This window comes from Rothia sp. 11273D007AR, assembly GCF_053547255.1.
In genome coordinates this window covers 15,125-36,669 of the sequence record NZ_JBPPWJ010000002.1, presented here as the reverse complement: position 1 = coordinate 36,669, position 21,545 = coordinate 15,125, and the positions used below count along the sequence as shown (strand labels likewise).

The following is a 21,545-nucleotide window of genomic DNA, read 5'->3' as shown; positions in this document are numbered from 1 at the left end:
TCTCTTGGCTCGTCGGAATTGAATTCTGAGCTAAAGCAGGTGCAAGACCTACTCCACCAATCAACACAGCGCCAACCGCATAGATACTAAAAGCAGAACGGGGGGGGTAAAAGGGACATCTTTATCTCTTTTCTCTAAGGTACCAGACTCCTTGATGGGGCTGGTTGATAAGTAGCCTACAGCCGGGGTGCAGGAAAAACCAGAGTTATTCTGTCACTAGACCAAAGAGAGTACTTAAGTACTTTTCTTTAATCTGAAAAAGCAGGCTCCCCGCACCTATGCGCGGGGAGCCTGCCTTGTTTAACCGTTAGGGTCTAAGAAACTTAGGCTACGGTTGAGGGGTCAACGGGAACGCCAGGACCGAAGGTGGTGGCGATGGTTGCCTTTGAGATGTAACGGCCCTTAGCTGATGAGGGCTTGAGGCGGTTAACCTCTTCGAGAGCTGCTTCGAAGTTCTCGGTCAGCTGCTCAGCGGTGAAGGAAGCCTTACCGATGATGAAGTGCAGGTTTGAGTTGCGGTCAACGCGGAAGTCGATCTTACCGCCCTTGATGTCTGCAACTGCCTTAGCAACGTCCATGGTGACGGTGCCGGTCTTGGGGTTGGGCATGAGGTTACGGGGACCCAGAACCTTACCCAGACGGCCAACCTTGCCCATCATGTCGGGGGTTGCAACTGCTGCGTCGAAGTCGGTCCAGCCGCCAGCGATCTTTGCGATCAGGTCGTCTGAGCCAACGAAGTCAGCGCCAGCTGCTTCTGCTGCTTCAGCCTTTTCACCGGCTGCAATAACTACAACGCGGGCGGTCTTACCGGTGCCGTTGGGCAGGTTGACGGTACCGCGTACCATCTGGTCTGCCTTGCGGGGGTCAACGCCGAGTCGCAGTGCGACCTCAACGGTTGAGTTGGGCTTGTCTGCCGCGATGTCCTTTGCTACTGCAATAGCCTCGGCGGGTGCGTAGAGCTTGTCCGCTTCGATCTTGGCTACAGCTGCCTGGTACGCCTTGCTGCGCTTTGCCATCTGCTTTTCTCCTTTGCAGGTGTGGTCTTTGGTGAGCCGCGCTCGGCTCTGCCACATGCCTCCCGGGTGGGAGACTCTAACAATTGTCTTTGGGTGAAGTGTGAACCTCGGTTCCCCGCGGTGGGCGGGGTGGAAGGGTTTTAGCCTTCGACGGTGATGCCCATGGAGCGGGCGGTGCCGGCGATGATCTTCGCTGCGGCGTCGATGTCGTTAGCGTTGAGGTCTTCCATCTTGGTCTGGGCGATTTCCTTGACCTGGTCCAGGGTCAGTGAGCCGACCTTCTGGGTGTGGGGTACGCCGGAGCCCTTAGCAACGCCAGCTGCCTTCTTGATGAGCTGTGCTGCGGGAGGGGTCTTGGTGATGAAGGTGAAGGAGCGGTCCTCGTAGACGGTGATTTCTACGGGGATGATGTTGCCGCGCTGGGATTCGGTGGCTGCGTTGTAGGCCTTGCAGAATTCCATGATGTTGACGCCGTGTGCACCGAGTGCGGGGCCAACGGGGGGCGCGGGGTTAGCGGCGCCTGCCTGGATCTGCAGCTTGATGAGGCCTGCGACCTTCTTCTTGGGAGCCATTTGTGTTTGGTCCTTTTCTTAGCTGGTGGACCGGCGCACAGGAGTATGCACCGGGCGGTGGTGCTGCCATGGCGGCGGCGGCACCGTGTAGGGGCGCACCGGCGTGGGTGCGCACATACAGTCTTCTATCTTAGTACGGTCTGAGCTTTAAAGCTATTGCGGGGCGGACGCCTACCCCTGGGTGCTTGCTCACAGGTGGATAGGTACGGGGTTAGGCCGATTGCGCAAACACCATCACTCCAGGTCCCCCGCATTTATTCTGGTTTACCCGCAACTAGTTGCGGGTAAACCAGAATAAATGCGGAAAACTCTAGTAACCCTCCCCCACTTTTGAACAAAAACAAAAGGGCCGCCCCACATCAAGCGGGGCGACCCTTGACCAGACAAGCTGGTTTTACATCTTGGTGACCTGTGAGAAGTTCAGGGTCACGGGGGTCTCGCGTTCGAAGACGGAAATCAGCACAACCATGGATGAAGCTGCTGCGTTAATCTCTGAGATGGTTGCGGGCATGCCCTCGAAGGGGCCTTCCTTAACGGTGACGGCCTCACCAATCTCAAAGCCGGTCTCGACGGCGGGTGCAGCCTTGGGAGCGGCGCCTGCTTCTGCCTGCTCAGCTTCAAAGACGGGAGCCAGCATGTCGACAACCTCATCAAGACGCAGGGGAACCGGGTTGTAGGCGTCCTGACCCACGAAGCCGGTCACACCGGGGGTATGGCGCACAACGCCCCAGCTCTCGTCGGTCAGGTTCATACGCACCAGAGCGTAGCCGGGGACGCGCACACGGCGAACCAACTTCTTGGTGGTGTTCTTGACTTCCATGACCTCTTCCATGGGGACCTGAACCTCGAAGATGTCATCTTCAGCGTTCATGGTCTGAGCACGGGATTCGAGGTTAGCCTTGACCTTGTTCTCGTAGCCAGCGTAGGTGTGAATGACGAACCATTCACCTTCCTGGCGGCGCAGCTTAGCCTTGAACTCTTCGAGAGGGTCAACGGCGGGCTCGCCAGCTTCTTCAGCTTCAGTGACTTCTTCGACGACCTCAGCGGCTGCTACTTCAACAGCCTCGTGGCCCTCTTCGGTTGCCTGCTCTGCAGGTTCTACGACCTCTTCGGTTTCAGGTGCAACTTCCTGCTCGGACACGCTTTCCTGCTTTCGTCATTGGGGTTTACTTGAAGGCGCGCACGCCCTACATACACAAAAGATTCTACGGGTTAGGCCGCCGTCGGCCTAGCTTCGTGCTTCTAGTTGATGCCGTTACCAAAAATCCAGAAGGCTCCCTGACCGAAAACGTAATCTAGGCCCGAGATGAAGAGCATCATAAAAGCAACGAAGAAAAGAACAATAATCACATACTGCACCAGTTCTTTACCGGTGGGAGTGGTGACTTTTTTGAGTTCTGCGATAACTTCGCGTAAGAACTGGAAAATGCGGCCGAAGAAGCCCAGCTTCTTCTCTGCGCCTGGTTCTTCAGAATCGGCGGTCCTGGCGGCGATTGATTTAGCCATGGTAGGCCCGCCCCTTTCTAGACTCATCATGAACATGAACTGTTCGATTGACAAATAAACCTGTGAGGCTTGAAGCAGGGCGGACAGGACTCGAACCTGCAACCTGCGGTTTTGGAGACCGCTGCTCTACCAATTGAGCCACCGCCCTTTGAAGGTTATCCCTTCAAGGAGGCTTGAGACCCTTGCGGGCACAAACCTAAAGCTGTTCGGTTGCGAACAACGTTATCTACTGTAGAACATATTTTTTGCTTTGGCAATTTGGTGCGCGCCAGCCCCTCTTCAGGCTCCCGCCCACCCTATGATTTAAGGGGTAGGTGCCAGCTGCCGCGCTGGCGTCCGTACCCCTTTTGCCATAACCCAACGGTCCTGCCCGCAGGACGGAAGCGAGAACCTCCCCATGACTGCCCGCGTATCACGCCGCATTGGCGCTATCGCCCCCTCGGCCACCCTCGTCGTTGACGCTAAAGCTAAGGCCCTCAAGGCGCAAGGACGCCCGGTTATCGGCTTTGGTGCGGGCGAGCCCGACTTCCCCACCCCCGACTACATTGTGGACGCCGCCCGCAAGGCTCTCGAGGACCCCGCCAACTTCCGCTACACCCAGGCCGCTGGCCTGCCCGCCCTCAAGCAGGCAATCGTTGAGAAGACCAAGCGTGACTCCGGCATCGATATTGACGCCTCCCAGGTGATCGTGACCAACGGTGGCAAACAGGCCGTCTACCAGGCCTTTGCCACCGTCATTGACGAAGGCGACGACGTACTGCTGCCCGCTCCCTATTGGACCACCTACCCCGAGGCCATCCGCCTGGCCGGTGGCAACCCCATCGAGGTCTTCGCGGGAGCCGACAAGGAGTACAAGGTCACCCCCGACATGCTGGAGGAGGCCTACACTCCCGCCACCAAGGCCCTGATTTTCGTATCCCCCTCTAACCCCACCGGCGCGGTCTACACCCCCGAAGAGACCAAAGCTATTGGCGAATGGGCGCTGGAGAAGGGCATCATCGTGCTCACCGACGAAATCTACGAGCACCTCACCTACGACGGCGTACCCTTCACCTCCATCGTCAAGGCCGTGCCCGCCCTGGCTGAGAACACCGTCATTCTCAACGGTGTTGCCAAGACCTACGCCATGACCGGCTGGCGCGTGGGCTGGATGATTGCCCCCGCCGACATCACCAAGGCGGCAACCAACCTGCAGTCGCACATGACCTCCAACGTCAACAACATCGCCCAGCTAGCGGCACTTGAAGCTGTTTCGGGCTCCCTCGACGCCGTCAACGAGATGCACAAGGCCTTCGACCGCCGCCGCAAGACCATCGTTGAGGGGCTTAACGCTATCGAGGGCGTCCACTGCCCCACCCCCAAGGGCGCCTTCTACGCCTACGCCGACGTCACCGGCCTGCTGGGCAAGACCATTGCGGGCAAGACCCCGCAGACCTCCGCTGAGCTTGCCGAAATCATCCTGGAAGAGGCTGAAGTAGCGGTTGTTCCCGGTGAGGCTTTTGGCCCCTCCGGCTACCTGCGTCTGTCATACGCCCTGGGCGATGAAGATCTCGCCGAAGGCCTTGCCCGCATGCAGAAGCTGCTGGCAACCGCAGAGTAGTTTGCCTGATTCGGGTACGCAGGACGCCCCTTTGCCGACTAACCTTCTTGCTGGTTCGCTCTGGCTCGCAAGCTCGCCAGATTCACGCCGAGATTATTTTCCTCGCGCGCTCGGAATCTCGACGCTCATCGACTGCAATTCATGCCAGCCCCAGCCAGTCGGCGCCAGGGGCGTCCTGCGCACCCCATGGAGGCACCAAGTAAGCGCGGCATATGAACCGCAAGCAAGCTGGCTCGGCGGCTGGCGTGAATCGCACCTGAGCGAAGCGAAGCTGCGAGAGGGTCGCTTGCGAAGGTTCATATGCCGCGCTATCTGTATATCCGGTGCGCCCGAACCTACTACCTCACCCGACATAAAGTCATCACTGACTCTAACGGCGAGGTTGAAAACATACAGCGCAACCTACCCCACAGCTACCCAACGCAACCCCTCTTTACTACAATAGAAACCAACAAAGACCCACACTTTGGATTGCCTAAACGGGCAGAAACCCAACAGGGTCACCACCATCATTCCCCACCAGGAATAACACAAGGAGTTTCTCCATGAAGATCGGTCTGCTCACCTCCGGCGGCGACTGCCCCGGCCTGAACGCTGTTATCCGTGGCGCTGTGCTCAATGGCGTCAAGACCTATGGCGACGAGTTCGTTGGCTTCCGCGACGGTTGGCGCGGTGTTGTTGAAGGCGACTTCATGGATTTGCCCCGCACCAAGGTTCGCGGTCTGGCTCGTACCGGTGGAACCATTCTGGGTACGTCCCGTACTAACCCCTTCGATGGCCCTAAGGGTGGCCCCGAGAACATCGAGATCATGATGGAGCGCAACGGTATCGACGCTATTGTCGCTATCGGCGGCGAGGGCACTCTGGCGGGTGCTAAGCGCCTGGCTGACGCGGGTCTGCCCGTGGTTGGTGTTCCCAAGACTATTGATAACGACCTGCAGGCAACCGACTACACTTTCGGTTTCGACACCGCGGTTTCTATCGCAACCGATGCCCTGGACCGCCTGCGCACCACCGGCGAGTCCCACCACCGCGCCATGGTCGCTGAGGTTATGGGCCGTCACGTTGGTTGGATTGCCCTGCACTCCGGTATGTCCGGTGGCGCTCACGCTATTCTGATTCCCGAGGTTAAGGTCTCGATGGAAGAGGTTTCTGGCTGGGTCAAGGAAGTTCACGACCGCGGCCGCTCCCCCCTGATTGTTGTTGCTGAGGGCTTCATCCCCGAGGGCTTCGACGATGTAATGGCTGGTAAGGGCCAGGAGAAGGACGGCCGCCCCCGCCTGGGCGGTATTGGCGACTGGGTTGCCCAGGAGATTGAGCGCATCACCGGCATTGAAACCCGTAACACCACCCTGGGTCATATCCAGCGCGGTGGCGCCCCCACAGGCTTTGACCGCGTGCTCTCAACCCGCCTAGGCATCCAGGTTGTCGATATGATTCACGACAAGGAATGGGGCAAGATGGTTGCCCTGCAGGGCACCGAAATTAAGCGCGTTGACTTTGCTGAGGCCCTTAACGGCCTGAAGACCGTTCCGGTCCACCGCTACGAAGAGGCTAAGGTTCTCTTCGGCCGCTAGACCTAAGAATAAAAGAAGTGGCTTTCTCCCCCTGTCCAGGGGGAGAAAGCCACTTCTTTTTACCTTCGTCCTCTATAGGTTTATATACCTCGCAGGGCGATGACCATAGGGAGTGTGAGTATCAATAGGGCGAAGACAACTGCCCAACCCCAGGTACGCGCAAAGAGGGTCAATATAAAGCCGATAAGACCCAGGAGCGGAGCCAGAACCCAGATATAGCTGGTAGTAAACCCACCATATATAAAGGCAAAGACGCTTGCACAGAAGATGAGCCCAGCATATATATTGAATCTCTGCCAGCGCGAGGAAGAAAATACCCCCCCCTGCCGCTTTCAACAACAGGGGGATTCTTACTAAAAGGATGACTAAAGCTAGGATCTAATCCTTCGGAGTAGCTACTAGCTGCACCTCAATAGCCCCGCTTTCTTCTACAGAAACAAAACCTAGGCTGGGGGCTTCGATGCCGCAGTCAGAGAGGGTAATGGGAATGGATGATGCAACCTGCACCTGGCTTCCATCACTGGCAACTTCAACAGTAAAGGTAACCGGCTGGGTGACACCGGCTAAGGTCAATTCACCATTGACGTCAACGGTTACGGTTTCACCAGCTACCGGAGTACCCAGGTCAACCGGTTCACTCACACTAAGCTCAGCGGTGGGGTAGTTTGCTGTGTCGATGGTGGTGGACGTGAAGTAAGAATCGCGGCGGTCACTATCGGTGGTAATGCTGGCGATATCGACCGTAAACTGGGCGTTCTCCAGGGTGGAGCCATCGTCGCTTACCGTAAAAGCACCTTCAACATTTGAGGTACGGCCAGTTACGATAACGTCCTGCCCGTTCAAAACTTCTGCTACGCGATACCCCGCTTCAGATCCGTCAGAAACCTGCCAGCTTCCAGCAAGCACAGCGCTGTTTGTGGCGCTTTCAGTTGCAGCACCTTCTGCTGCGTTTGATCTTGCCGACATTGAAATGCTGGGAGCATCGGCTACCTGATCTTCTGAGTACGAAGCATAGAGCGAGGGGCCCGCAATTGCTGCTCCACCGAGCACAACAAGAGCACCTGCTCCGATAATAGCCAGACGTGATTTATTTTCTATGTAAACCATCCTGACGTGTTTTTCTATGTTTAAGCTGTGCAACAGCTCAAAGGCATCAGAGCAAGCCTCTCGCTCCCTGTTCCCCAACTATCCCCTTCTGCAGGGCCACACAGCGCGCGTAATATTCGCCCAATGCACAGGAAGCGCACGCTCTATGGGCATACTGTCATTTAGCGGACGATCTCGGTTTCCCCACGTCTTATCTATAGATATTTGGCCTACCCCGAAGGATAGATCTATGAAAAAGTTTTATCTTCCTCTATGCACACTTATTCTTATGTCGACCGTTTCAGCATGCTCTTCTCAAACCAGCGCCGAGCCACCCGCTGAGGCCACAGCTACCAGCGTCATGGAGTCCCTGCCCAGCATCGCCCCCTATGAGCCGGTAGCTGACGAGGCCCAGGCCTTAGCCCAACTCACCGAACAAGAAATCGCCACCTACCACGACATTCTCTGTTCAGGCAGTTCTTTTGCAGAACTAGAAGATATTGCCACCATCGACAGCATGACCCAGGAAGAAAAAATTCAAACTGTGCGCTCCATCAATGATGCTCCAGCCATCGTGCGCCAAATCAGCGATAACAACAAGAACCTCACCGGTAGCGAAGGCAACCTGCAAAAGCCCCGGCCAACCGTATGTAACTAGAACCTAGTTTCTAGCCCCGTAAGAAGTCCCCCATGTTCCGGCGTCCTGCCACCTGACCGGCGTCCGGAGCAACAATGACGGTCTGGGCGGCAGCATACTGGCTAGTTGCGGGGTTGCCGTCGGCATCCGTATCTCCCCCGTCTACCACGCGCAGGGCGGCGGTGGGGTCAACCGAGCGCTTGAGGACGGCCAGGGCAATAGGCCCAGCCTCGTGGTGCAGAGCCACCGAGGTCACGGTTCCCACCTTCTTCTCACCGTTCATCACGGCAGAACCGGCAGCGGGCAGGGTGTGCTCGGAGCCGTCCAGGTCGAGGAAGGTCAGACGGCGGGGCGGGTGGCCCAGGTTGTGCACGCGGGCCACGGTCTCCTGGCCCTTGTAGCAGCCCTTCTCCAGGTGTACGGCGGTGCGGAGCAGGTCAAGCTCGTGGGGGATAGTCTTCTCATCAGAGTCCACGCCCACGCGCGGCCGCCAGGCCTCAATACGCAGAGCCTCAGCAGCCCAAACTCCGGCCAGCTGGGCCCCCTCCACCGCATCGAGCAGACGGTGGGCGGGCACGATGGTCAGGTAGCGGCGGTAGGCGGACGCCGGGTGCTCGTCTTCCCCAGCGGACGCGTAGGTGTAGCCCCCGGGGGCAATGCCGGCGCCCCAGGGGTCAGTCCAGACGATGCCGCCTGCCAGCACGGCATCCGCGCCCTCAGCCTCGCGCGGGTCAAGGGTGGACCCCAGCACCGCGTGGGTTTCGGTGCGGTCGGTAATCTCAACGCGCAGCATGAACTTCATGCGGTTCAAATACTCGGCCAGGGGCGCAGCCTGGTCTCGTTCGGTGATCAGCCAGACCGCGCCGTCCTTCTCCACAGCGAAAGCAGAGAACTCGATACGGCCCTGCGGGGTCAGCAGAAGAAGCTCGGTGGAGCTCCCCTCCCCCAGCCCGGCTAGGACCTGGCTTGAGAGGGTGGTCAGCCAGCTCAGGCGGTCCTCGCCCGCAACCGTCACCACGCCCAGGTTGGAGTGGTCAACCAGGGCAAGCCGGGTACGGCGGGCCAGGGCCCGCTGCTCAGCAACCGGGTCGCCGTAGTGGGCAGCGACCCCGGCGTCCGCCCCGGACGCCGCAAAGGCGCCCGGGCGAGACAGCAGGGGGCTACGGTAGGCAGTCACTGCTGGTCACCTGTAAGGTTTTCGCCGCCGAACATGGTGGTGCCCAGATCTTCACCGGTCATGGACGAGGTCTTACGCAGCTCAGCCGAAGCGTGCTTCTCAAGCTTGCGGGTTTCGGGGTTAGCGGTTTCCCAGTCCCACATGAGGTTGCCGTTGACCAGGCCCCAGAGGCGTACGGAACCGGCATAGTCCTTAGTGATGTCGTCCTTGAGCATGTTGCCGGTCTGCATACGCACCACCGGGCCCTTAATCATGCCCACATAGTTTTCGGTCAGGCCACCGGGGTGGGCGATGGTGGCCAGCAGGTTGAAGCCGCCGTCCTCGTTGCGCAGGGACTCAACGGACTCAGCATCCTGGTGCACAGGGACCACGTCAGCAGGCACCAGGCCGGGGCCGACGTCACCGTCCACCTGGGGGCGGTCAATCTGCCAGAAGCCGGTCTCAACAGTGATGGTGCGCAGCTTCTGGCCCTGGTCATCGAGCAGGAAGCTCTCGGCGCGGTATTCAATGAAGGGCAGACCGTCCTGGCTGAAGGTAATAATCTGCCCGAAGGGAGTTGATTCTGCCCCCTCGTACCAGAGGGAGCCGGTACCCTCCCAGGTGCCCAGCAGCCAGGAGAAGGGCACGAGTTCGGGGGTAAGGTTGGTGGGAATTTCAATAGCCATACATACCAGTGTAATCGGCAAGCCTGTCTGAGGAGAGGGGCAGTTATGAGCAGCGGGGCGCCCCTCTGACGACTAACCTTCTCGCAGGCTCGCAAAGCTCGCACGCGATTCATGCCAGCCCCAGCCAGTCGTCTGCCGGGGCGCCCCCGCTGCTCCCTTCACCTTAGGCGCCCGAAACATAAAGAAAACCGGCCCTCGCGCAACAGTGCGCGGGGCCGGTGTTGATAAGCCTGTGGGTTGCTTACTTCTGGCCGCGGAAGAGGCCGGTGAGTACGAAACCGATGCAGGTGAAGATAGCCAGACCTGCCAGGCCCAGAAGGACGAGGAAGAAAATTTCAAGTGCAAGAATACTCATACCGCTACCCTACCACGCGCGTGAGGAAAGTCGCACACACATAGGCGATGACGCCGATAAATGCTACGGGTGTTACGCCCAGGGTGACGGCGCCACGGCGGGGGCCTTCCTTGGGGCCTGCCGAGACAACCCGGATGCCGATAAGACCCAGCAGCAGGCCGACGGCCAGGCCGATGGTGATGACGGGGTAGGCGGTTTCAACGTCCCTGGCCAGAATGGCTAGACCCACCCAGCCTGCCACAGAGACTGAGGCCAGTACACCCGAGACGCAGCTGATGACCGATTCCAAGCGCCCCACAGCGCCTTCGCCGCGGGCAAGTTCTGCCATGAAGCTTGCGACCACGCCCACCGCTGCGATGGCGGGTAGGAAGGCCAGGGGGGAACTGCCGGGGTTGAGCCAGGAGTAGAGCAGGGAGGCTACGCCCGATATCAGCACGATGACGGAGTGGGAAGTGATGCGGCGGCGGCCGCGTAGTTCGGCGATGCCGGTAGCTGCGGGCCAGCCGCCGGCGATGAGAAGGACGGCGCCCAACCCGGCGAGTGCTGCGAGGTCAGGTGAGATAGCTGCGGTGATAACCAAGGCTATGAGGGTGATGAGGGCTGAGAGTGCCACCAGTGTGTAGCGAGAACGGCGAGTTGTGCCGATACGCCCGATGGGCCCTTCGTAGACGGTTTTCTGCCTGGCCCGGCGGAGCTTGGTGAGCTCGGGGACGAAGGTGCGGATAGCTCGGGTGTGGGTGGGGTCTTTAGTCGTCACTCTGGGGTTTCATCTCGCTGTGTGGTGGGCCGGTGGTGTGGGTTCCGGGCTTCTTCTTATCTTCCCGTATTACGAACCTGTTTATCAACGTCTGTGGCCTGCGTTTTATACTGGTGCTTGAGTTGACCTGTTCTAGGGAGTGTATGAGCGTGCTGCATATTGTCGTATTGAGTGATTCTGCGACCGATGGCGCCGATGTCACTCAGTCGCTGGGGTTGTTGGCTCATCAGATATCTGTTCTTCCTCTGGGCGCTGCGCCGTCGATGGTGCAGGCCGCTGGGCCCGACGTGGTCTTGGTGGATGCCCGTGAGCAGTTGGTTGCGGCCCGTAACTGTGCCCAGTTGTTGAAGGGGTCTGGTTTTACTACGCCGCTGTTGATGGTGCTTACCGAGGGCGGTATGGCTGCGGTGGCGCCGCACTGGATGGTGGACGATATCGTGCTTGAGTCGGTGGGTCCGGCTGAGCTTGAGGCCCGTTTGAGGTTGCTGACGGCGCATGTGGCTGAGGAGGCTGAGCCTGAGAGCACGGTGATTCGGGCCGGTGGTATCACGGTCGATGAGGCCTCGTATTCGGCGCGTTTGCAGGGGTCGCCCCTGAACCTGACCTATAAAGAGTTTGAGTTGCTGAAGTTTTTGGTGCAGCACCCCGGGCGGGTTTTTACGCGTGCCCAGCTTCTCTCTGAAGTGTGGGGTTATGACTACTACGGTGGTACGCGCACGGTTGATGTGCATATTCGTCGTCTGCGGTCGAAGCTGGGCCCTGACAATGAGCAGTTGATTACGACGGTTCGCAATGTGGGGTATAGCTTTAACTCGGCGCGGTCGGATTCTAGGTAGGCTTAGAGGAGCTGCGATGTGTGTAGGAGGCGCGTGTGGTCTATGAAATTGTTTCACCCAAGGTTTCGGGTGTTGTGCTAGCTGATTTTGAGCGGTTGGCTGAGCTGGCCCGGCGGCAGGACGGCGCCTCCCCCTTTTCTGAGCAGACCTTTGTTGAGCTGCACAAGGCAGCTGCGGGGGCGGACGCCGGTGTGCGGCTTTTTGAGGCCCGGCAGGCTGGTGCGCCCCTAGGTTTTGCGGCCCTGGTGAGAGAAGGCAAGATCTGGGTGTTGGAGGCCGCTGTTGCCCCCGAGGCCCGTGGCCAGGGCCTTGGCTCGGCCCTAATAGGCGCGGCGGTTGAGGCTGCCGGTGAAGAGCCGCTTCGGGCCTGGGTACACGGTGGTTCTGATACGTCTAGCCCTGCCCTGCAGGCTGCAACCCACCTGGCCGATAAGCTGGGCTGGCGCCCTACTCGCGAACTCTACAAGCTGGGTCTGGCCCTGACCGATGAGGCGCGGGAGAGCGTCCGCGCCGCTGCCCAGGCCCGCCCCCTCCCCGCTGGCCTAACGCTGACCACCTACACCCCCGACCGGGCTGAGGCCTGGGTGCAGGTCAATGCCCAGGCCTTTGCCCACCACCCCGAGCAGGGGCGGCTAACCCTCGATGACCTTGCGGCCCGCACCGACTCTGACTGGTTCCGGGCAGAAGGGTTCTTCCTGGCTGTAGAAAAGGACGGGCAGCTGGCAGGCTTCCATTGGACCAAGATTCCTACCGGCCAGGGCGAGCACCCCGAAGGGGAAGTCTATGCGGTGGGCATCGCGCCCACCTGGCAGGGTAAGGGGCTGGGGAAGGCTCTGACCCTAGCCGGCATGGCCTATCTAGCCGGGGCTACCGACGAGTCCGGCACGCCCCTTGACCGCATCGTCCTCTATGTCGATGCCGACAACACCGCCGCTGTAGCCCTCTACCGCTCCCTCGGCTTTACCCCCCTCACCATCGACCGACAGTACGCACCTGCCCACCCCTAATCTTTACCACCGCCCCTCGCATTGAAAGGCACACCATGACCACTACACCGGCAGAAACCCCGGCCCACCCCCATATCAACGGCGATATTAACAAGCTCGAACGCGCCGAAACCCGCGTAGACCGTATCGACGTGGGCGAAAAAATCAAGCAGCCCAACCTCGAAGGCGATTTCGGCAGTGACCGCTTCCTTGACCGCGAAATCAGCTGGCTCGAGTTCAATACCCGAGTGCTCGAACTGGCCGAAGACCCCAACCTCTACCTGTTAGAGCGCCTGAACTTCCTCTCCATCGTCACCAGCAACCTGGACGAGTTCTTCATGGTGCGCGTGGCCGGCCTCAAGCGCCGTATCGCTACCGGCATCGCCGTGCCCTCAGCAGCCGGGCTCTCCCCCGAAGAGCAGATGGAAGAAATCTCCGAGGCCGCCCATGCCCTGCAGGAGCGCCAGTACCGTGTCTTCCACGAGCAGGTCTACCCCGAGCTGGAGAAGGAAAACATCCGTATCGTCGGTTGGGCAGACCTCTCCTCCAGTGAGCAGGAGCGCCTCTCCCGTTTCTTCCGCGCCGAGCTCTTCCCTGTGCTCACTCCCTTGGCTGTTGACCCGGCCCACCCCTTCCCCTACATTTCTGGCCTGTCGCTCAATCTGGCCGTCATCGTCCGTAACCCCCAGACCGGCAAGGAGCTCTTCGCCCGCCTCAAGGTGCCCGAAGCTATCGAGCGCATGGTGGCCGTTGACGGTGCCCGCGCGGTCAAGTCCTCCTCGGGCGAGGTCCGCTTCATCCCCCTTGAGGTCATTATCGCCGAGCACCTCGACATGCTCTTCCCCGGTATGGAGGTCGTGGAGCACCACGCCTTCCGCGTGACTCGCAACGAGGACCTTGAAGTTGAAGAAGACGACGCCGAGAACCTGCTCAAGGCCCTAGAGACCGAGCTGCTGCGCCGCCGCTTCGGCCCCCCGGTACGCCTGGAGGTTGAAGACACCATCAACCCCACCATCCTTGACCTGCTCGTTTCAGAGCTGCGCATCGACGAGCACGAGGTCTATAAGCTCCCCGCTCCCCTCGACCTGCGCGGCCTGTCTGATATCGCCAAGACCAACCGGCCGGCCCTGCACTACCCCAAGCACATCGCCCACACCTCCCGCTGGCTCAACGCCAACGAGACCTCCAAGGCTGCCGACGTCTTTACCGCAACCCGCGACCACGACGTCCTGCTGCACCACCCCTACGACTCCTTCGCCACCAGCGTGCAGGCCTTCCTGGAGCAGGCCGCGGCCGACCCGGCCGTCCTCGCCATTAAGCAGACCCTCTACCGTACCTCCGGCGACTCCCCCATCGTGGACGCCCTCATTGAGGCAGCCGAAGCCGGCAAGCAGGTGCTGGCCCTGGTTGAGATTAAGGCCCGCTTCGACGAAGAGGCCAACATAAACTGGGCCCGCAAGCTCGAACGCGCGGGCGTGCACGTGGTCTACGGCATCGTGGGCCTCAAGACCCACTGCAAGCTCTCCCTGGTCGTGCGTAAAGAGGCGGACGGGCTGCGCCGCTACTGCCACATCGGCACCGGCAACTACCACCCCTCCACCGCCCGCTTCTACGAGGATCTCGGTCTCATCACCTGCGACCCGCAAATCGGTGAGGACGTCTCCCGCCTCTTTAACCAGCTCTCCGGCTACGCCCCGAAGACCACCTACAAGCAGCTACTGGTTGCCCCCCGCTCCCTGCGTTCGGGCCTGATTGACAACATCAACAAGGAAATCGAGCACAAGCGCGCGGGCCACGCCGCCAAGATCCAGATTAAGTGCAACTCTATGGTCGATGAGGCCATCATCGACTCCCTCTACCGCGCCTCTCAGGCAGGGGTTGAGGTCAACGTGGTCGTTCGTGGTATCTGTGCCCTGCGCCCCGGCGTCCCCGGTCTCTCCGAGAACATCAAGGTGCGTTCAGTCCTGGGCCGCTTCCTCGAGCACTCCCGCGTCTTCACCTTCGAAAACGCCGGGACCCCCAAGGTCTACATCGGTTCAGCAGACATGATGCACCGCAACCTCGACCGCCGTGTTGAAGCCCTGGTGCATGTGAAGGCAGAAGCCCACATCAAGTACCTGCTAGAGATGTTCGACAACTACCTCTCAGAGAAAACCAGCAACTGGCACCTGGGGTCAGACGGCACCTGGGAACGCCACCACCTGGCAGCCGACGGCTCACCCCTGCGCGATGTGCAGGCCTACTACCTGGCTAGCCGCGACCAGAAACGCAACAAGCGAGCCTAAGCCGGGCGCAGACGTCCGCGCCTTGTCCACCGCTCACAGCTAAGAGGCTTAGAATGTCCTTGGGTTAACATTCGGTTAACTCAAGGACATTCTCAATGCCCGCCCCACCCCCACGGAGCTTTCCACATGCCGCACACCGAGACCTTCTACGCCGCCCACACCCACGACGGAGCGCTCTCGCTCAGCCGGGGCCCCCACAACCGGGCAGCTGTCAACGCAGCAGGCGCCATCATCTGGCGCTGGCACCACGACCAGGTGCAGGTCCTCATCATCCACCGCCCCCGCTACGATGACTGGTCCTGGCCCAAGGGCAAGCAGGACCCCGGCGAAACCCTGCCCGAAACCGCCATCCGGGAAATCCGCGAAGAGGTCGGGCTCAACGTCACCCTCGGCGCCCCTCTGGCGGTGACCGCCTACGAGGTCAAGGGCAAGCCCAAGGAGGTCTACTACTGGGCAGCCGAAGCGCCAGCCGGGCAAAAAGCCGTTGCTGACGAGGGCGAAGTGGACGAGCTGCGCTGGGTCACCCCCAAACAGGCCCGCACCATGCTCACCAACGCCACCGACAAAGAGCCCCTCGACGCCCTACTGGCCCTGGCCCGTGCGCAGAACCTGCGCACCCGCCCGGTGATTATCGTCCGCCACGCCAAGGCCAAGCCGCGCGCCAGCTGGGCCGGGGCCGAAGGCGAGCGCTCACTTGCGGCTACCGGCAAGCGCCAGGCCCTGGCGGTAGGACGCCTGCTGGAGGCCTGGCAGCCCGAACGCATCGTTTCCTCCCCCTGGGTGCGCTGCATGCAGACGGTCTACCCCTATTCGAAGGCCTCTGGCATTTCCATCAAGGAGAAGCGGGCCCTGACCGAAGCCCACCATGCCCGGGCGCCCAAGCACGCCCGCAAGGTGGTCGAGTCCCTCTTTGAGAAGCGGGATAAGTCGGTCATGCTCTGCACCCACCGCCCGGTGCTGCCCACTGTCCTTGAGGTTCTGGGCGAGCACCTGAATAAGCAGCTACGCTCCCATCTGCCCGTGCATGACCCCTATCTCAAGCCCGGGGAGATGTGGGTCTTGCAGGTGTCTGTTGCCCACCCCAAGACCGTGGTGTCGCTGGAACAAATTAAGCCTTTTGACGATTAAAGAAGATATGACTGTTATTCCTACCCCCTACGAAGACCTGCTGCGCGAGATTATGGCGACCGGCGACGAGAAAGCCGACCGTACCGGCACCGGCACCAGAAGCGTCTTCGGCCGTCAGATGCGCTTTGACCTATCTGAGAGTTTTCCGCTGATCACCACCAAGAAGGTGCACTTCAAGTCGGTGGTTATTGAGCTGCTCTGGTTCCTGCGCGGGGAGTCCAACGTACGCTGGCTGCAGGAACGCGGCGTGACTATCTGGGATGAGTGGGCGGACGAGGACGGCGAACTGGGCCCGGTCTACGGGGTGCAGTGGCGCTCCTGGCCGGCCGGTGACGGGCAGACCATCGATCAGATTGCCAAGGTGCTTGACTCGCTCAAGAACAAGCCCGATTCCCGCCGTCATATTGTCTCTGCCTGGAACCCGGCTGAGGTTGACGACATGGCGCTGCCACCCTGCCATGCCCTCTTCCAGTTCTACGTGAAGACCCGGGAGGACGGCCAGAAGGAGCTCTCCTGCCAGCTTTACCAGCGGTCTGCCGATATGTTCCTGGGCGTGCCCTTCAACATTGCCTCCTACGCCCTACTGACCCAGCTGATTGCTGAAGAGGTGGGTATGGTGCCCGGTGAGTTTGTCTGGACCGGCGGAGATTGCCACATCTACTCCAACCACTACGAGCAGGTCACCGAGCAGCTGTCGCGCAAGCCCTACCCCTACCCGCGCCTGCGCATTAAGAATAAGAAGCCCTCAATTTTTGACTACGAGTTTGAGGACTTTGAGCTGGTAGATTACCGCCATCACCCCCTCATTAAGGCCCCGATTGCGGTCTAGGGTCGAGGAGTTGAGCATGAACGGTGAGCGGGTAAGCGACTCGGGTACCCTGCCCGAGCTAGCAGCTATCTGGGCGCAGGCGGGCAACGGGGTGATTGGCCGTAACGGCGATATGCCCTGGTATGCGCCCGAGGACCTAGCCCATTTCAAGACCTTGACCCTGGGCGCCCCGGTCATTATGGGCCGGGTGACTTGGGAGTCCTTCCCTCCCCGCTTCCGCCCCCTGCCGGGGCGGCTCAATCTTGTGATTACACGTTCTGTCTCGCAGGTTGAAGAAAAGGACGGCGCCATCTGGGCGCCTTCTCTCAATGCGGCTTTGGGGGCGGCACAGAGTTTGGCTCCGGACGCCCCCACCTACTGGGTTATTGGCGGCGGCTCCCTCTACGCCGAGGCTCTACACCGCACCGACCTGCCCGGAGTAGCGGGTGGGCAGGTGGCCCGGGTGGAGCGCACCCTTTTTGAGGCTGAGGTTTCCGGTGATACCTATGCCCCTGAACTGGGGGCCGACTGGGCACTAGTTGCTGATGACGCACCCGTCCGCTCTGAAAAAGGCTATGCTCTCACTGGTACCGGGCAGAAGCTGCCTCTCGCCATGCGGTTCCAGACTCTGCGCAAGTAAGATATCAATAAGACTTACTCATAAGGGATTCAGCAGGCTCACACTCGTTGCTGACTCTCTCGCTTGATTCGTTTCGTTCGCACGAACAAATCAAGCCCCGAACGTAGCTTCGCTGTAAGCCTACTTCACCTTCCCTTAAGGAGAGTCTTGGCAGCCACCCAATGTGAGCTACTTTTTATATTCGAGGATTAGATTCTTGGCAAAAGCTTGGAAGCCTTTCTCTGACAGGGTTAGTTTCTTATTTTCCAGCGGAAACTTTTCCCACATTGTTTCACCAGAGCGAGATTTAGTTCGATACCACTTAGAAATCTCAGTACCATTTCTGACCAACTTACTTGATGAGTTCTCAGTATTATCACGGTTCTTAATTTGTAAGGCTTTCCAAGGGTCGTTAGGGGTTGACGGCCGCTGAATGAAGTCAACGTGCTTTACAACCCCGCCTGCGCACCAAATCCAAGAATCTTCTAGAACTGAATCTAGATATCGTTCAAGCAACTCACCAATCATATTTTCAGCTACCATTGCGGTTCGATGCCCTTCAACCAGTCTAGGTAAATCTTTCTCAGGTTCGCCGTAGCCATAATGCATAATCAACGGAAGAACCGGATCCGGAATAGTACTAGGTTGAGGCAGTCCTTCTCGTATACGACCTCTATTAAACTTATTTGCCAGGAAGAGGTAATGCTCCAAATCGGTAGTCGAAGGTTCAGAATTAGACTTCGTTGACTTCCGCCGCCTATAAGCAAGGCCTGGCTCCGTATAGGAGAACTCTACGATAGCTAGAAACTTTTCAGTGAGTTCAGGATTTACTTCTTTTATGGCTTGGCGCGCCAAATCTAGGTAAGACAAGTTAGAGACCTCCAGTCTAAATTGGAGGCACTTTGCCCCCACTCCAGAATAGACGAGCCACCTTGCACTAAAAAAGTGTGTCTTCAGGCGTGTCATCCTCAATAGGACACAAATCTAAGTCAGACGTATTTTTGTATCGTGAAAATTTAAACCCTGAAGGAAACTCTGTTTTTTCTCCTGAATCATGCGCGACAATAGCTCGCCCTATAGCTTCACCTAACCCCAGGGGCACCGCGTTGCCGATTTGTTTGTATTGTTGCTGCGGGCGCCCCTCTATTACCCAATCGTCAGGGAACTGCTGGATACGTTTATACTCAGCAACAGTTAGAGGTCTATCTTTTTCCGGGTGCCCCAGGTCAGTTGCAGGCATAGCAGGATGTGTTACTAAGGTAGGAGAAGGTTTATCCCAAGCAAGCCTCCTATAAAAACCAGTCTTACCGCCTCCCAAATGGTATGACTTTCCCATAGCAATAGGCTGAATATCAGCAGGCAAATCTTTCCAGTATTGTCCAGGCTTCAGCATTCTGAAATATTGAAGTCGCTTTTCAGGGAACGGAATGAACTCAGAGTTCACTTCATCGAGGTCAGAGATTACACTTCTGAGAGTATTCCATGCTGGAAGCCCAAACTGGGGGTCATCAGAATTCGTTGGGGTTAGGTAAGGAACTTTTTCATCATCAAGGGTGGCTACAATAACCACTCTTTCTCGAACCTGAGGGGTACCAAAGTTTGCAGCATTATATAAGTTGAACGAAACCTTATAACCAGCTTCCCTCAACCGATATGTAACTAGTTGAATAGCACCATGTTTCTTTGAGAAATCACGACCTGTAGTTTCGAGCAACGCAGCAGATTGCGTGGGTGACACTGGCAACGAAAGCAACCCACGAACATTTTCGATTACTGCATATTTAGGCTTAATTTGTGAGATTAAATCAAGGTAATGCAGAAAGACATTTCCTCGTAGATCTTCGAAGCCCCGCCGCGCTCCTGCGGTTGAGAAAGCTTGACAAGGCGGGCCGCCAACCATCATATCGACCGGCTCCCCTTCATCAATACCAGCCAATCCCAAAATTTCATCAGCCTGATACCTCCATATGTCACCAAGTATCGGCAAATCAGGGCGGTTTGTCGCAATAGTCTGCCTAGCCCATTTATCTGATTCGCAGGCCAAAACGGTGTCGATGCCTGCGCGTTCTAGACCAAGATCCAGCCCCATTGCTCCCGAAAAAAAGCTCAGGGCTTTAAGCTTCCCCGCATGAGAGCTGTCAGCACGCGCAGGGATAAGCGAGGTTGTTGTTGAAGCTCGAACCGCATCTAAGTCTTCTTCACGAATGACCCATACACGGCCTACACGTTCGGCGTGGAGGGTACCGTTCGCAATAAGTTGACGCACTCGCTGTGAGGTAACACGTAAAGCTTTCGCAGCATCGTCAGGAGTTAGCAGCCTATTTGGAATATCAATATTTTCAGTCACGAAAGTAATCATAGACCAAATTTGTCAGGAGTGGGGGTCTCCAAAGTAAGCATTGAGTTCACTCATGATGCGGCCTTTACTTGAAGCTCTAGGTTTAGAGCCCAAAAAGCATCTAGCACCTTATAGAGCTCAACCGTTGGCTTACCTTGTTCAAGGTCAATGTACCATTTGCGGGATACGCCAATCTTGGCGGCCACTTCTTTTTGAGTAAGACCGAGCTCTTCTCGGCGGAGACGGACGACTTCCCCCACTTCTCCAGTGATGTGCAGGGTTCGTATACCGGTGGCATCTTGCTGTGTCATACCGCAAGTGTAACCGAACGACTACTTTTCCTAAAGTAATCGTACGGTTACTTTAAGTAAAGTCACCGTACGATTACACTTTCTCTCACCATGCGGTTCCAGACCCTGCGCAGAGAGCCCGTAAAAGCTAGACTGAAACCATGACTTTTACATCTGGTGATTCCGTAGGCTTTGTTGGTTACCGTGGCATGGTCGGCTCCGTGCTCATGAAGCGCATGCTCGAAGAAGGTGACTTCGAGGGTATCAACCCGGTCTTCTTCTCCACTTCCCAGGCCGGTTCAGCAGCCCCCACCTTCTGCGGGGCGCTGGAAGAGTCCATGCTCAAGGACGCCCACGATATCGACGAGCTCGCCAAGCTGCCCGTCATCGTGACCGCCCAGGGTGGCGACTACACCAAGGCAGTCCACACCCAGCTGCGCGAGCGCGGCTGGAGCGGTCTCTGGATTGACGCAGCCTCAACCCTGCGCATGAACGATGACGCCGTCATCGTGCTTGACCCCATCAACCGCGACGTCATCGACCGCGGCCTGGAGTCAGGGGTTAAGGACTTCATCGGCGGTAACTGCACCGTCTCCTGCCTGCTCATGGGCCTGGGCGGCCTGTGGAAGCAGGGACTGGTCGAGTGGGGCACCTCCATGACCTACCAGGCAGCCTCCGGTGGCGGCGCCCGCCACATGCGCGAGGTGCTCAAGCAGTTCGGCGATATCAACGGCTACGTAGCAACCGAGCTGGACGACCCCGCGTCCGCCATCCTTGAGATCGACCGCAAGGTGCTGGAACTCCAGCGCTCCGGCGACCTCGACACCACCCAGTTCGGCGTTCCCCTGGCCGGTTCACTGATTCCCTGGATCGACTCTGACCTGGGCAACGGCCAGTCCCGCGAAGAGTGGAAGGCCGAGGCTGAGTCCAACAAGATTCTGGGCCTTGAGGGTGATGACCGCGTGGTTCTTGACGGCCTGTGCGTGCGTATTGCAACCATGCGCTCCCATTCCCAGGCTCTGACCCTAAAGCTCAAGGAAGACCTGACCGTTGAGGAAATCGAGAAGATTATCGATGAGGACAACGAGTGGTCAAAGGTTATCCCCAACACCAAGGACGCCACCGTCGAGGGGCTGACTCCCGTTGCGGCGTCCGGTACCCTGGATATCCCGGTGGGCCGCATCCGCAAGCTCAACATGGGCCCCCAGTACATCTCTGCTTTCACCGTGGGTGACCAGCTGCTGTGGGGCGCCGCAGAACCCGTGCGCCGCATGCTGAAGATTGCGACCGGCACCCTTTAGACTGGT

21 protein-coding genes and 1 tRNA gene are annotated in these 21,545 nt (G+C 58.6%); 10 read left to right on the top strand and 12 right to left on the bottom strand.

Annotated elements, in window-relative coordinates; translation table 11 throughout:
- Positions 1–323: 323 nt before the first annotated feature.
- The 5 genes from rplA to ACED88_RS01280 all read right to left on the bottom strand — a co-directional run bounded on the left by rplA (position 324) and on the right by ACED88_RS01280 (position 3,242).
- Positions 324–1,016 carry a 50S ribosomal protein L1 gene (gene rplA / locus ACED88_RS01300; RefSeq protein WP_185174246.1) on the bottom strand — a complete coding sequence of 231 codons (693 nt, stop codon included), beginning with the start codon at positions 1,014–1,016 and terminating at the stop codon, positions 324–326.
- Between the two features lie 140 nt (positions 1,017–1,156).
- Positions 1,157–1,588: a 50S ribosomal protein L11 gene (rplK, locus tag ACED88_RS01295; protein ID WP_135012423.1), complete on the bottom strand. Its 432-nt coding sequence runs from the start codon at positions 1,586–1,588 to the stop codon at positions 1,157–1,159.
- 394 nt (positions 1,589–1,982) lie between these two features.
- The gene (gene nusG / locus ACED88_RS01290) at positions 1,983–2,729 is read right to left on the bottom strand and encodes a transcription termination/antitermination protein NusG (RefSeq protein WP_135012425.1); all 747 of its coding nucleotides are present in this window, start codon (positions 2,727–2,729) and stop codon (positions 1,983–1,985) included.
- 101 nt (positions 2,730–2,830) lie between these two features.
- Entirely contained in the window at positions 2,831–3,094 is a 264-nt protein-coding gene (secE, locus tag ACED88_RS01285) for a preprotein translocase subunit SecE (protein WP_237194772.1), read from the bottom strand.
- A gap of 75 nt (positions 3,095–3,169) precedes the next feature.
- Positions 3,170–3,242, bottom strand: a tRNA-Trp gene (locus tag ACED88_RS01280).
- 249 nt (positions 3,243–3,491) lie between these two features.
- On the opposite strand from ACED88_RS01280, the gene ACED88_RS01275 reads away from it, so the two are divergent.
- Together ACED88_RS01275 and ACED88_RS01270 are read left to right on the top strand one after the other, a co-directional pair.
- On the top strand, positions 3,492–4,694 hold the full coding sequence (locus tag ACED88_RS01275; RefSeq protein ID WP_449108516.1) for a pyridoxal phosphate-dependent aminotransferase: 1,203 nt from the start codon (positions 3,492–3,494) through the stop codon (positions 4,692–4,694).
- Between the two features lie 545 nt (positions 4,695–5,239).
- Complete coding sequence (locus tag ACED88_RS01270) at positions 5,240–6,271, top strand: 6-phosphofructokinase (RefSeq protein WP_237184882.1); 1,032 nt, start codon at positions 5,240–5,242, stop codon at positions 6,269–6,271.
- A 378-nt stretch (positions 6,272–6,649) separates the two neighbouring features.
- Here the strand turns inward: ACED88_RS01270 and ACED88_RS01265 are convergent, their stop codons facing one another.
- Positions 6,650–7,378, bottom strand: a complete 729-nt coding sequence (locus ACED88_RS01265) for a YceI family protein (protein WP_449108515.1) — start codon at positions 7,376–7,378, stop codon at positions 6,650–6,652.
- Between the two features lie 268 nt (positions 7,379–7,646).
- Between ACED88_RS01265 and ACED88_RS01260 the strand changes: the two genes are divergently transcribed.
- A complete protein-coding gene (locus ACED88_RS01260) occupies positions 7,647–8,015 on the top strand; it encodes a hypothetical protein (RefSeq protein ID WP_237199089.1) in 369 nt (122 codons plus the stop codon).
- A gap of 10 nt (positions 8,016–8,025) precedes the next feature.
- On the opposite strand, the gene ygfZ is transcribed toward ACED88_RS01260, so the two are convergent.
- The 3 genes from ygfZ to ACED88_RS01245 all read right to left on the bottom strand — a co-directional run bounded on the left by ygfZ (position 8,026) and on the right by ACED88_RS01245 (position 10,948).
- Complete coding sequence (ygfZ, locus tag ACED88_RS01255) at positions 8,026–9,171, bottom strand: CAF17-like 4Fe-4S cluster assembly/insertion protein YgfZ (RefSeq protein ID WP_449108514.1); 1,146 nt, start codon at positions 9,169–9,171, stop codon at positions 8,026–8,028.
- A complete protein-coding gene (locus ACED88_RS01250) occupies positions 9,168–9,836 on the bottom strand; it encodes an FABP family protein (RefSeq protein ID WP_237206181.1) in 669 nt (222 codons plus the stop codon). The genes ygfZ and ACED88_RS01250 overlap by 4 nt, the downstream gene beginning before the upstream one ends.
- Before the next feature lie 359 nt (positions 9,837–10,195).
- A complete protein-coding gene (locus ACED88_RS01245; protein ID WP_449108513.1) occupies positions 10,196–10,948 on the bottom strand; it encodes a hypothetical protein in 753 nt (250 codons plus the stop codon).
- A 149-nt stretch (positions 10,949–11,097) separates the two neighbouring features.
- On the opposite strand from ACED88_RS01245, the gene ACED88_RS01240 reads away from it, so the two are divergent.
- The 6 genes from ACED88_RS01240 (at position 11,098) to ACED88_RS01215 (ending at position 17,631) form a co-directional block, all read left to right on the top strand.
- Positions 11,098–11,784: a response regulator transcription factor gene (locus tag ACED88_RS01240; protein WP_237204813.1), complete on the top strand. Its 687-nt coding sequence runs from the start codon at positions 11,098–11,100 to the stop codon at positions 11,782–11,784.
- 35 nt (positions 11,785–11,819) lie between these two features.
- Complete coding sequence (mshD, locus tag ACED88_RS01235; RefSeq protein WP_449108512.1) at positions 11,820–12,791, top strand: mycothiol synthase; 972 nt, start codon at positions 11,820–11,822, stop codon at positions 12,789–12,791.
- A gap of 35 nt (positions 12,792–12,826) precedes the next feature.
- Positions 12,827–15,055 (top strand): RNA degradosome polyphosphate kinase, encoded by a 2,229-nt coding sequence (locus tag ACED88_RS01230; protein WP_237204747.1) that lies wholly within the window; start codon positions 12,827–12,829, stop codon positions 15,053–15,055.
- Positions 15,056–15,181: 126 nt separating this feature from the next.
- On the top strand, positions 15,182–16,183 hold the full coding sequence (locus ACED88_RS01225) for an NUDIX hydrolase (protein WP_449108511.1): 1,002 nt from the start codon (positions 15,182–15,184) through the stop codon (positions 16,181–16,183).
- Positions 16,184–16,190: 7 nt separating this feature from the next.
- Positions 16,191–17,012 (top strand): thymidylate synthase, encoded by an 822-nt coding sequence (locus ACED88_RS01220; RefSeq protein ID WP_449108510.1) that lies wholly within the window; start codon positions 16,191–16,193, stop codon positions 17,010–17,012.
- A gap of 16 nt (positions 17,013–17,028) precedes the next feature.
- A complete protein-coding gene (locus tag ACED88_RS01215) occupies positions 17,029–17,631 on the top strand; it encodes a dihydrofolate reductase (protein WP_449108509.1) in 603 nt (200 codons plus the stop codon).
- Between the two features lie 168 nt (positions 17,632–17,799).
- Here ACED88_RS01215 and ACED88_RS01210 read toward each other — a convergent pair whose 3' ends face one another.
- From ACED88_RS01210 to ACED88_RS01200, 3 genes are all read right to left on the bottom strand, one after another.
- Positions 17,800–18,480: a SinI family restriction endonuclease gene (locus ACED88_RS01210; protein ID WP_449108508.1), complete on the bottom strand. Its 681-nt coding sequence runs from the start codon at positions 18,478–18,480 to the stop codon at positions 17,800–17,802.
- Positions 18,481–18,547: 67 nt separating this feature from the next.
- Positions 18,548–19,957 carry a DNA cytosine methyltransferase gene (locus ACED88_RS01205; RefSeq protein WP_449108507.1) on the bottom strand — a complete coding sequence of 470 codons (1,410 nt, stop codon included), beginning with the start codon at positions 19,955–19,957 and terminating at the stop codon, positions 18,548–18,550.
- A gap of 62 nt (positions 19,958–20,019) precedes the next feature.
- A complete protein-coding gene (locus tag ACED88_RS01200) occupies positions 20,020–20,259 on the bottom strand; it encodes a helix-turn-helix domain-containing protein (protein WP_237184912.1) in 240 nt (79 codons plus the stop codon).
- A 140-nt stretch (positions 20,260–20,399) separates the two neighbouring features.
- Between ACED88_RS01200 and asd the strand changes: the two genes are divergently transcribed.
- Positions 20,400–21,539 carry an aspartate-semialdehyde dehydrogenase gene (asd, locus tag ACED88_RS01195; protein ID WP_449108506.1) on the top strand — a complete coding sequence of 380 codons (1,140 nt, stop codon included), beginning with the start codon at positions 20,400–20,402 and terminating at the stop codon, positions 21,537–21,539.
- Positions 21,540–21,545 lie beyond the last annotated feature (6 nt).